The sequence below is a fragment of the Pandoraea commovens genome (genome assembly GCF_902459615.1).
GTDB classification, from domain to species: domain Bacteria; phylum Pseudomonadota; class Gammaproteobacteria; order Burkholderiales; family Burkholderiaceae; genus Pandoraea; species Pandoraea commovens.
In genome coordinates, this window is the sequence record NZ_CABPSA010000007.1 from 51,056 (window position 1) to 63,158 (window position 12,103).

The 12,103-nt window shown below is 61.2% G+C and carries 8 protein-coding genes; 6 read left to right on the plus strand and 2 right to left on the minus strand.

Annotated features, from left to right (window positions below; translation table 11 throughout):
• Window positions 1-25: 25 nt before the first annotated feature.
• Both oxc and oxlT read right to left on the minus strand, forming a co-directional pair.
• Window positions 26-1,804 (minus strand): oxalyl-CoA decarboxylase, encoded by a 1,779-nt coding sequence (gene oxc, locus PCO31010_RS19060; RefSeq protein WP_246184684.1) that lies wholly within the window; start codon window positions 1,802-1,804, stop codon window positions 26-28.
• 215 nt (window positions 1,805-2,019) lie between these two features.
• Entirely contained in the window at window positions 2,020-3,366 is a 1,347-nt protein-coding gene (oxlT, locus tag PCO31010_RS19065; RefSeq protein ID WP_150576526.1) for an oxalate/formate MFS antiporter, read from the minus strand.
• Between the two features lie 750 nt (window positions 3,367-4,116).
• Between oxlT and PCO31010_RS19070 the strand changes: the two genes are divergently transcribed.
• The 6 genes from PCO31010_RS19070 (at window position 4,117) to fdhF (ending at window position 12,065) form a co-directional block, all read left to right on the plus strand.
• Window positions 4,117-5,130: a 2-dehydropantoate 2-reductase gene (locus PCO31010_RS19070; protein ID WP_039399644.1), complete on the plus strand. Its 1,014-nt coding sequence runs from the start codon at window positions 4,117-4,119 to the stop codon at window positions 5,128-5,130.
• 593 nt (window positions 5,131-5,723) lie between these two features.
• Window positions 5,724-5,942, plus strand: coding sequence for a hypothetical protein (locus PCO31010_RS19075; protein ID WP_150665658.1), 219 nt, complete (start codon window positions 5,724-5,726; stop codon window positions 5,940-5,942).
• A 29-nt stretch (window positions 5,943-5,971) separates the two neighbouring features.
• Entirely contained in the window at window positions 5,972-6,685 is a 714-nt protein-coding gene (locus PCO31010_RS19080; protein WP_039399646.1) for a GntR family transcriptional regulator, read from the plus strand.
• Between the two features lie 448 nt (window positions 6,686-7,133).
• Complete coding sequence (locus PCO31010_RS19085) at window positions 7,134-7,601, plus strand: formate dehydrogenase subunit gamma (RefSeq protein ID WP_150665659.1); 468 nt, start codon at window positions 7,134-7,136, stop codon at window positions 7,599-7,601.
• Entirely contained in the window at window positions 7,598-9,190 is a 1,593-nt protein-coding gene (locus PCO31010_RS19090) for a formate dehydrogenase beta subunit (RefSeq protein ID WP_150665660.1), read from the plus strand. The genes PCO31010_RS19085 and PCO31010_RS19090 overlap by 4 nt, the downstream gene beginning before the upstream one ends.
• 13 nt (window positions 9,191-9,203) lie before the next feature.
• Window positions 9,204-12,065, plus strand: coding sequence for a formate dehydrogenase subunit alpha (fdhF, locus tag PCO31010_RS19095; RefSeq protein WP_150665661.1), 2,862 nt, complete (start codon window positions 9,204-9,206; stop codon window positions 12,063-12,065).
• The last annotated feature ends 38 nt before the right edge of the window (window positions 12,066-12,103 follow it).

Sequence of the window (12,103 nt, forward strand, 5' to 3'; positions counted from 1 at the left end):
CATGTCTCCTTGATTGACTCGGCTCTTACTTTTTCATCGCCGCGCTTTGCGGATTCAGGTTCGTCAGACGACCGCTTTCGGTGCCTGCGGATTCATCGATCACGGCGTTGATCAGGACCGGCTTGCCCGAAGCAATAGATTCTTCGAGGGCCTTCGTCAGCTCAGCCGGCGTGGTCACGTTGTAACCAATGCCACCGAACGCTTCGATCATCTTGTCGTAGCGCGCGCCCTTGACGAACACCGTCGGGGCCACGTCCTTGCCGCCCGTCGGGTTGACGTCGGTGCCGCGATACACACCGTTGTTGTTGAAGATGATGGTGGTGATCGGCAGCTCGTAACGGCAGATGGTTTCGAGTTCCATGCCGCTGAAGCCAAAGGCGCTGTCGCCTTCGATCGCCACGACCGGCAGGCCGCTCGTGACTGCCGCGCCGATGGCGAAGCCCATACCGATACCCATCACGCCCCACGTACCCGAGTCGAAGCGCTTACGCGGCTGGTACTGGTCGATGATGCTGCGCGCATAGTCCAGCGTGTTCGCGCCTTCGTTGACGAGGTTGATGTCCGGGTGCTTCTTGAGCACGTCGCGGATCGCGCCGAGTGCACTGTGGAAGTTCATCGGCGACGGATTCTGCGCAAGGGTCTGCGCCATCTTCGCCAGGTTCTTGTTCTTGCGCTCGGCGATAGCGCCGGTCCACTCGGCCGAGGGCTTGCCAAAGTTGGCATCCACACCGGCGAGCAGTGCCTTCACGCATGAACCGATGTCACCGATCACCGGGGCGGCAATCGCGACGTTGCTGTCGATTTCCGTCGGCGAGATGTCGATCTGCACGAACTTCTTCGGTGCGGCACCCCAGGTCTTGCCCTTGCCGTGAGCGAGCAGCCAGTTCAGGCGTGCTCCGATCAGCACGACGACGTCAGCCTCCTGCAGCACGAACGAACGTGCGGCTGCGGCCGATTGCTCATGCGTGTCGGGCAACAGGCCCTTGGCCATCGACATCGGCAGGTACGGAATGCCGGTCTTCTCGACCAGCGCGCGGATGTCTTCGTCGGCCTGAGCGTACGAAGCGCCCTTGCCCAGCAGAATCAGCGGACGCTTGGCGCCCTTGATCACGTCGAGTGCGCGTTGGACAGCATCCTGCGCAGGGATCTGACGCGGTGCGGCGTCGATCACGCGGATCAGCGAATCCTTGGCCTTTTGTGCGTCGATGGTCTGCGACAGCAGCTTGGCCGGCAGATCCAGATAGACACCACCGGGGCGACCCGACACGGCTGCGCGGATCGCGCGGGCAAGGCCCACGCCGATGTCTTCGGCGTGCAGCACGCGGTAAGCCGCTTTGCAATACGGCTTGGCCGCATTGAGCTGATCCATTTCTTCGTAGTCGCCCTGTTGCAGGTCGACGATTTCACGCTCGCTCGAACCGCTGATGAGAATCATCGGGAAGCAGTTCGTAGTGGCGTTGGCGAGTGCCGTCAGGCCGTTCAGGAAGCCAGGTGCGGACACCGTCAGGCAGATACCCGGCTTTTGCGTCATGTAGCCAGCGATCGCGGCGGCGTGGCCAGCGTGCTGTTCGTGACGGAAGCCGATGAAGCGCAGGCCTTCGGCTTGCGCCAGGCGGGCCAGATCGGTGATGGGAATCCCCACCAGACCGAAGATGGTGTCGATGTCGTTCGCTTTCAGGGCATCGATGACCAGATGGAAGCCATCGGTCGTTGCTGCCTCGGACACGATGTTCGCGTGTCGGCTGTTGTCTTCGAGCGTCTCGTTTTCCGCCTTGCCGACTGGCACGGTCATCGCAATGGACATAATTCTCTCCTCCAATTTTTCCGGTTTCAGTGTTGCGTCGTCTTGTCTGACGATTAGTGGGTATTCCTGTACTGCTTCTCTACTTGCTCACCCGGCCGTGCAACCGAGCCCCCGAGGGCCCGGGTTGCACGCCGGTTAAACATGTTGCTAATCAAGCCAGCCAATCTGCCTCTAATTAGTACTGCTCAACGTCCAGATGACGTATCGAACTCGCTTTACGTGGTGCTGCGGCTCAGGTCCGCGGCTTTCACGACCGGCTCGCTCGACTCTGCCTTGTAGTCGCTGGCGTAACGCTGTGCCAGACGGGCACGCATCGGCTTCAAGACAAACAAGGCAAGGAAGGCGGCGAAGGCGTTCATGGCGCAAGCGACCATGAAGACAGCCTGCCAGCTACCCGTCATCGAGGTGATGATGCTGGAGAACGGCACCAGCAAGGCAGCGGTCCCCTTCGCGGTGTACAACATCCCCGCATTGGTCGCGGCATACTTCGAGCCATACGTATCGGCGCAGGTTGCCGGGAACAAGCTGTAGATCTCACCCCAGGCGAAGAACACCAGGCCGGTCAGCAGCACGAAGGCCACCGGGTGCTGGCCATACTTTGCCAGTGCGTAGATCCCCACGGCTTCCATCGCGAAAGCGATGAACATCGTGTTCTCGCGACCGATCTTGTCCGATATCCAGCCGAACACCGGACGCGTCACCCCGTTGAGCACACGGTCGATGGCCAGTGCGAAGGTGAGTGCGGGCAGTGTGAGACCGAGAAGCGAGACAGGTGCCTGATCCAGACCGTAGTCCTTGGCGATCGGGCCGAGCTGCGCCGTTGCCATCAGACCGCCAGCGGCCATCAGCACGAACATCAGATACATCAGCCAGAACACCGGGGAGCGCATGACTTCCGTCGGCTTGGCGTTGTAGCGCATTGCGCCCGGTGCCAGCTTCTTGAGCGCTTCGATCGATGCGGGCGGACTGGCGAGCGCCAGACCCAGCACCAGGACGATGATCCCCTGCCCCAGCCCGAAGGTCAGGAAGGTGTTCTCATAGCCGCTGGACTTGATCATGTTGGCGATCGGTACCACGGTCAGTGCCGAACCGGCGCCGAAACCGGCAGCGGTAATACCTGCGGCAAGACCACGGCGGTCCGGGAACCACTTCAGTGCGTTACCCACGCAGGTGCCATACACCGCACCGGCGCCGACACCGCCCACCGCCGCTGCGAAGTACAGCATCGGCAGCGACGAAGCATAGGCATTGAGCACCCATGCAATACCGCACAACAGACCACCACCGACCACCACCGGGCGCGGGCCGAACTTGTCGACCAGATACCCTTCGATCGGCACCAGCCAGGTTTCCGTCACGACGAAAATCGTGAACGCCACCTGAATGGCCGTACGGCCCCAGTGATACTTTTCATCGATCGGGTTGACGAACAGCGTCCACCCATATTGCAAGTTGGCGATCATCGCCATGCAAATCACGCCGAACACGAGCTGAACCCACGGGCTCGCGAACACGGATTGCTTACCGTGTTGATTTGTCGTCTCCACTTGTACCTCCTCCATCGGTTTTCAGTTGTTTGGCAGCTTCACAACAACAACACCTTCCGGATGGGGTCTATGCCCCCTGGGTATGCTTTACGAGGTCTATGCCTCGTCGACTTGTCTCTGATGCTTACGGGAGTCCATTGCGCTTCCCGTAAATATACCGAACGAAATATACGATATATCAGATATAAGTCAACACTAATTTATTGCTGTCCTCGTTTTCCACCTCGCGTGCCGAAGTCGTTTTCGTCCATTGCATCGAAAACAACTACGGCACGCGAGGCACTGTCCTAAGTGGCGGCTAGATACAGTAACGCAACTGTAGGACGGAGCGGCGCAACAACGCAATGCGAAAACACTAAGGAGTTAACCTGATCCGGGAACCTTACCCAACAAGGCGCTCAGGCCTTTTATATCGGGCTCCTTGCGATTTTTTAAAACGGGCACAAGGCGATATTTTTGCTAATTTCACTCACAAGAAGACATACCCCTCTTCGTCCCTACCTCTCTGTAACACACCGTAATAATTCACTCGCAAGCAGCCCCCGGACATTTCACAAGTGCAGTTCATGACCGCAACGCTCACACATGCGGAAGCCCTTTTTTCAGGCCTGTGCGGGGAAACCATGAGGCCAAAAGGGCCAGGAAGGCTTGGCGCTATTCTTCTTGTGATATACGATATACAACATTTGGTATTAGAAGAATCAGAAGAATAAAGCGGCCAGTACCAGGCCCGGGTTTCGATTGACCTTTGGAGGGAGAGACTTCATGAAGATTTGCATCTATGGCGCCGGTGCCATCGGTGGCTATCTCGGCGTGCAACTCGCGCGCGCCGGAGCCGATGTCAGTCTGGTGGCACGTGGACCGCACCTCGCGGCCATGCGCGAGCACGGACTCAAGCTGCTCATCGATGGCGAAGAGCGCGTCGCCCACTTGCGTTGCACCGACGATGCGCGCGAACTTGGGCATCAGGATTACGTGATCATTGCCCTGAAAGCGCACTCGGTACCGTCGGTACTCGACGCGATGCAGCCGCTGATCGGCCCGAACACGGCCGTCGTCACGGCCGTGAATGGCATTCCCTACTGGTACTTCTATAAGCACGGCGGCGCGCTTGAAGGCACGACGCTGGAGAGCATCGACCCGGGTGGCCGTCAGTGGCGCGAACTCGGTCCGGAGCGTGCGATCGGCTGCGTGGTGTATCCGGCGACCGAAGTCGTCGCGCCGGGTGTCATTCAACACGTCTACGGCAACAAGTTCCCGCTGGGCGAAGCCAGCGGTGAGCGCACCGAGCGTGTGGAGAAGCTCTCGCAAATCATGATCGCCGGTGGGCTCGACGCCCCGATCCGCGAAAACATTCGCGACGAGATCTGGCTCAAGCTCTGGGGCAACCTCTGCTTCAACCCGATTTCAGCGCTCACCCACGGCACGCTCGACATCATCGCCAGCGATCCGGGCACGCGGGCCATTGCGCGCGCCATGATGCTCGAAGCGAAAGCCATCGGCGACAAGTTCGGTGTGCACTTCCGCGTGGACGTCGAACGCCGCATCAACGGCGCCGGCGCGGTGGGCGCGCACAAGACGTCGATGCTTCAGGATCTGGAGCGCGACCGTGCGATGGAAATCGACCCGCTCGTCTCCGTCGTTCAGGAGATGGGACGCCTGGCCAACGTGCCGACACCCACGCTCGACGTCGTGCTCGCGCTGATCAAGCAACGTGAGTTCATGACGAAGCCGGATGCCGTGGCGGCCGCACAGGAACGTCTGGCCAAAGCGGCATAATCAGACGGCATAACCAGCGGCATAACGCGTAACCGTTGTTTGTTTGAAACACCCGATCGCAGGGCACCGTGGCGTGCCCTGCCCGAATCGGCACTGACTATATATATAGAGGGCGATGCGATGGGTCCGAGAAACTCGTCGCCGACCCCGCCCCGCAAGCGCTCACCCGTGCCGCCACCGGACCTCCGGTCGCGGCCGATTTTTTGCCGGAAACCTCGGCGCTGTATGGCCGATGCAGGGAATAACGGCTGTGGTTTCGCGGCAACGCAATAACGTCCGTTTGGTCCACCCCAAAAGCAGCACCCGAATCACTGAAAACTGCGTGCGCCACTGGCGTCCCGAAATCCGCACCATCGCAAGCCAGACGGACATCCGAGGAGGTTCATCGCCATCATCGATCCCCCAAGCACTATCGGAAAAAGAGACAAATCCGAGACGTGTGAGAGCAGTGAGACCTGAAGAACGTCCCGAAAAACGATAAATTTTGATATTCGGTATGTGGTATATCTTGAGACTTGTTGCGGCGCGACATACAATGCAAAGCAAGTTCTCCCCCACATTACTACCCGTCAACCTTTATCTGGAGTCTCACCATGTTAGTCGCTGCCCTTACGCTTCTCGCCCTGGCTTCTGCCCTCGCCGCCGGTGTTGCAATGGTTCATCTGTTCGTCGCACTGCCCGCCAAATTGCTCGAAAAGGCTGAATCCAACGGCCGTTTCGCCTATCTGGCAGAAACCACGCAGGCAAACGAATCGGGTAAACTCGTCACGAAGCCGGCAACCCTCGTGGGGCAGCAAGCATTGCGCCTCTGAAGGGGCCGTAATACCTAGGAGACTATTGCATGTCCCTGATCACCCCAACTCCGGTGCGCGTGACGCCACTCGCACTGGAGCCGATCGACACCACCACGAGTTTTCGTAATCAGGCGTATGCGCTGCTGAAAAAAGCCATCGCCGATGCCGATATTTATAACCAGAAGGACGAAATTCGCCTGGACGAGCGTCAGCTCATCCAGGTGCTTGGCGTTTCGCGCACACCGATTCGCGAAGCCATGACCTTGCTGGAACAGGAAGGCTTTCTGCGCACGGTGCCGCGCCGGGGCATCTTCATCATCCGCAAGACCAAGCGTGAAATCGTGGAAATGATTCAGATGTGGGCCGCCCTTGAAGGGATGTCTGCGCGTCTGGCCACGCTGAACGCGAGCGACGAAGAGATCGCCAAGCTGCGTCATTTGTTCGATGAGTTCGTGAATGCACCGCCGACGGATCATATTGAAGAGTATTCGGACGCGAACATCGACTTCCACCAGGCGCTGATCAATCTTGGCGGCTCGCAAGCCATCGCCAACACGATCAAGAATCTGTTCATTCACGTGCGCGCCATCCGTAAGGTGACGATTGCTCAGAACGACCGGGCTGCGCGCTCGATCGTCGATCACCTGAAGATCATCACCGCGCTCGAAAAGCGCGATACGGAACTCGCCGAGAAGCTCGCGCGCGACCACACCCTCGGTCTGGCCGCGTTCGTCGAAGAGCACTGCGACTTCCTCGAGTAAGCGCTTGATCCGGATTTGATCCGGGTTCGATGTCTCCACGACGCGCTCACCGCGCGTCTGCGAAAAAGCCAGTGATATGGAAGTGTCACTGGCTTTTTTTCTACCCCCCTCCCGCCTGTCACGCCCACCGGCATTGCCTTTCCGGATTCGGGTAAACGATCCCGCGAAACCGCTTGCCTCGGTATTGCACGTATACCGTATATGATATATCGTGTTTCACATACTGACCGAAGGTTGACGAAGTAAGCAACGGGCGAGAGGCCGAGCCCGTGCGGCATATGGTGGGGGCTATGTGTCGCACGCTCATCCGGCGTCACGCTGATCGACTAGACCCGAGAAGCATCGTCGTATGTGACCAATGGGTCTCTCGCCCCGGGGCAGGACAAGAACATATAACCACCCTCAGGCGCACCGTACCCCACAGTGCGCCAAACAGGAGACATCAGCCATGCGCGAGGCTTATTCCATCGCGACGGTGCAAGCGATTCTGGACCATCATGCATCTCAGGAAGGCCCCCTTCTGCCGATCCTCCATGATGTTCAGGAAGCTTTCGGCTACGTTCCCCCGGATGCCGTGTCCGTCATTGCCAACGCCCTCAACCTGTCACGCGCCGAAGTGCATGGCGTGATCACGTTCTATCACCATTTCCGCACCACCCCGCCGCCGCGACACGTCATTCAGATCTGTCGCGCGGAGGCATGTCAGAGCATGGGCGCCGACGCACTCGTGGCACACGCAGAACGCGCGCTGGGTTGCGCGATGCACAGCCACAGCGGTGACGTCGCGCTCGAACCGGTGTTCTGTCTGGGCCAGTGCGCTACGTCCCCCGCGATCACCATCGACGACAAGCTGCACGCGCGCGTCACCCCCGAGAAATTCGACCGTCTGGTCGCCCGCGCCAAGGAAGCCGTATGAGCCAGTCCACTACTTCCGCCAAGGCAGCTGTGCGCCTCTACCTGCCGCGTGACTCCGCCGCGCTCGCGCTCGGCGCCGATGAAGTCGCCGACGCCATCGCCGCTGAGGCCGCCAAACGCGGCATCGAAATCGAGCTGGTCCGCAACGGCACGCGCGGCATGCTCTGGCTCGAACCGTTGCTCGAAGTCGTGACCCCTGCGGGTCGCGTCGCCTATGGGCCTGTCGAAGTCGACGACGTCGCCGCCCTGTTCGATGCGAACGTCACCGCCGGTGGCGATCATCCGCTCGCGCTCGGTCTGACCGAAGAGATTCCGTATTTCAAGAAGCAGGAACGTCTGACGTTCGCACGCGTAGGCATCACCGATCCCGTTTCGGTCGACGACTACGTCGCGCACGACGGCTATCGCGGCCTGCGCAACGCCCTCGCACTGGACCCCGCGACCATCGTCGCGCAGGTGACCGAGTCGGGCTTGCGCGGACGTGGCGGCGCAGCGTTTCCGACCGGCATCAAGTGGAAGACGGTGCTGAACACGCCCGCCGCGCAGAAGTACATCGTCTGCAACGCCGACGAAGGCGACTCGGGCACGTTCGCAGACCGTATGCTGATGGAAGGCGACCCGCTCGTGCTCGTCGAAGGTATGACGATTGCTGGCATCGCCGTGGGTGCGACGCGCGGCTACATCTACGTGCGCAGCGAGTACCCGCATTCGATCGACGTACTCAACGAAGCCATCGTCAACGCGAACAAAGCGGGCTATCTCGGCGAGAACATTCTCGGCTCGGGCCACGCGTTCCACCTCGAAGTGCGCAAGGCTGCCGGGGCTTACGTCTGCGGCGAAGAAACGGCGCTGCTCGAAAGCCTCGAAGGCAAGCGTGGCGTGGTGCGGGCGAAACCGCCGCTGCCCGCCATCGAAGGCCTCTTCGGCTTGCCGACGGTCATCAACAACGTGATTTCGCTCGCTTCCGTGCCGATCATCATGGACCGTGGCGCGGAGTTCTATAAGAACTTCGGCATGGGACGCTCGCGCGGCACCCTGCCAATCCAGCTCGCGGGCAACATCAAGTACGGCGGCCTCATCGAGAAGGCCTTCGGCGTGACGCTGCGCGAGATTCTGTACGACTACGGCGGCGGCGCCATCACCGGTCGCCCGCTGCGTGCGGTGCAGGTCGGCGGCCCGCTCGGCTCGTACCTGCCGGAGTCGCAGTGGGACACCCCGCTCGATTACGAAGCGTTCGCCGCGCATTGGGCCGTGCTGGGTCACGGCGGCATCGTGGCGCACGACGACACTGTCGATCTCGCCAAGCTCGCCCGTTACGCGATGGAGTTCTGCACCATCGAATCGTGCGGCAAGTGCACGCCGTGCCGCATCGGTTCGACGCGTGGCGTCGAAGTGATGGACAAGATCATCGACGGTCGCGACCGTCCCAAGCAAATCAAGCTGCTGCGCGACCTGTGCGACACGATGCTCAACGGCTCGCTGTGCGCCATGGGCGGCATGACGCCCTACCCCGTGCTGTCTGCGCTGAATCATTTCCCAGAAGACTTCGGCGCGGCCGAATCGTCGAACTTGCCGACCAAGGCCGCCTAGGAGACCCCCGATCATGATGGATCCGATGTTTGAGAAGGATTACGGCACCCCGCGCCGCGAATCGACGAAGGAAGTCACGCTGGAGATCGACGGCGAACAGGTCACCGTGCCTGCGGGCACGTCGATCATGCGCGCGGCGTCCGAGGGCGGCGTGAATGTGCCCAAGCTGTGCGCGACCGACTCGCTGGAGCCGTTCGGCTCGTGCCGTCTGTGTCTGGTGGAAATCGAAGGCCGTCGCGGCTTCCCGGCATCGTGCACCACGCCGGTCGAACCCGGCATGAAGGTCCGCACGCAGTCGCCGAAGCTGCAAGAGCTGCGCAAGGGCGTGATGGAGCTGTACATCTCCGATCACCCGCTGGACTGTCTGACGTGTGCCGCCAACGGCGACTGCGAGTTGCAGGACATGGCCGGAGTGACGGGCCTGCGCGAAGTGCGTTACGGCTTCGACGGCGCGAACCACTTCGACAGCGAGAAAGACGAGTCGAACCCCTACTTCACGTACGACGCTTCGAAGTGCATCGTCTGTAACCGTTGCGTGCGCGCCTGCGAAGAAACGCAAGGCACGTTCGCACTGACGATCTCTGGCCGAGGCTTCGAAGCCCGCGTATCGGCGGGCCAGGACCAGGCGTTCATGGATTCGGAGTGCGTGTCGTGCGGCGCCTGCGTGGCTGCCTGCCCGACCGCAACGCTGCAAGAGAAGTCCGTCATCCACCTCGGTCAGGCCGAGCACGCCAAGATCACGACCTGCGCCTATTGCGGCGTGGGCTGCTCGTTCAAGGCCGAGATGAAGGGCAACGAAGTCGTGCGCATGGTGCCGCACAAGGACGGTCAGGCCAACGAAGGCCACGCCTGCGTGAAGGGTCGCTTCGCCTGGGGCTACGCCACGCACAAGGACCGTATCCTCACGCCGAAGATCCGCAAGAAAATTACCGATCCGTGGCAGGAAGTGTCCTGGGACGAGGCGCTCGACTACGCTGCGTCTGAGTTCAAGCGCATTCAGGCCAAGTACGGCCGCGACTCCATCGGCGGCCTGGTGTCCTCGCGTTGCACGAACGAAGAAGACTACCTGGTGCAGAAGCTGGTGCGCGCCGCGTTCGGCAATAACAACGTCGACACCTGCGCCCGCGTGTGCCACTCGCCGACCGGCTATGGTCTGAAGGCGACGCTCGGCGAATCGGCCGGTACGCAGACGTTCAAGTCGGTCGAGCATTCGGACGTGATTCTCGTGATGGGTGCGAACCCGACCGACGGTCACCCGGTGTTCGGCTCGCGTATGAAGAAGCGCCTGCGTCAGGGCGCGAAGCTGATCGTGATCGATCCGCGTCGTATCGACCTGGTCAAGAGCCCGCACATCAACGCCGACTATCACCTGCAACTGCGTCCGGGCACGAACGTGGCCATGGTCAACGCACTGGCGCACGTGATCGTTACCGAAGGTCTGATGGCCGACGAATTCATCGCCGAGCGTTGCGAAGATCGCGCATTCCAACAATGGCGCGACTTCATCTCCCGTGCCGAGAATTCGCCGGAAGCGACCGAAGCCCACACGGGCGTGCCTGCCCACCTCGTGCGCGGGGCAGCCCGTCTGTATGCGACCGGCGGCAACGCTGCGATCTACTACGGTCTGGGCGTGACGGAACACGCACAAGGCTCGACGACGGTCATCGGCATCGCCAACCTCTCGATGCTCACCGGCAACATCGGCCGCGAAGGCGTGGGCGTGAACCCGCTGCGCGGTCAGAACAACGTGCAGGGCTCCTGCGACATGGGCGCGTTCCCGCACGAACTGCCGGGCTATCGTCACGTGTCGGATTCGAGCGCCCGCGCACTATTCGAAGCCGAATGGGGCGTCGAGCTGCAAGCCGAACCGGGCCTGCGTATTCCGAACATGTTCGACGCGGCGCTCGCGGGCACCTTCATGGGCCTGTACTGCCAGGGCGAGGACATCGTCCAGTCGGACCCGAACACGCAACACGTCACGCATGCGCTGGAGCAGATGGAGTGCATCGTGGTGCAGGACATCTTCCTCAACGAAACCGCGAAGTACGCACATGTGCTGCTGCCGGGTTCGTCGTTCCTGGAGAAGGACGGCACGTTCACCAACGCCGAGCGTCGTATCTCGCGCGTGCGTCAGGTCATGCCGCCGCGTGCCGGTTACGCCGACTGGGAAGTGACGATCCAGCTGGCGAAGCGTCTGGGCTACGAGATGAACTACTCGCACCCGTCGGAAATCATGGACGAAATCGCACGTCTCACGCCGACGTTCACCGGCGTGAGCTACGAGAAGCTCGATCGCATGGGCAGCGTGCAGTGGCCGTGTAACGAAGAAGCGCCGGACGGCACGCCCGTCATGCACATCGACGAATTCGTACGCGGCAAGGGCAAGTTCCTCATCACGCAATACGTGCCGACGGACGAAAAGGTCACGCGCCGTTTCCCGCTCATCCTCACGACCGGGCGGATTCTGTCGCAGTACAACGTCGGCGCGCAGACGCGTCGCACGGACAACAACAACTGGCACAGCGAAGATCGTCTGGAGCTGCATCCGCACGATGCCGAAGAACGTGGCATCAAGGACGGCGACTGGGTCGGCATTCAGAGCCGGGCGGGTGAGACGGTGCTGCGCGCCATCGTCAGCGACCGCATGCAGCCGGGCGTGGTGTACACGACGTTCCACTTCCCGGAGTCGGGCGCGAACGTGATCACGACCGACAACTCGGACTGGGCGACGAACTGCCCCGAGTACAAGGTGACAGCGGTGCAGGTCACGCCGGTGGCGCAACCGTCGGAATGGCAGCGTCAGTACTCGGACTTCAACCGTCAGCAGGAAGCGTTCCTCGGACACGACCAGACGACGGCGGCCAGCGCAAGCTGAGTCGGCAATCAGGCACGCGACGGCGCCGGTCGAGCGAC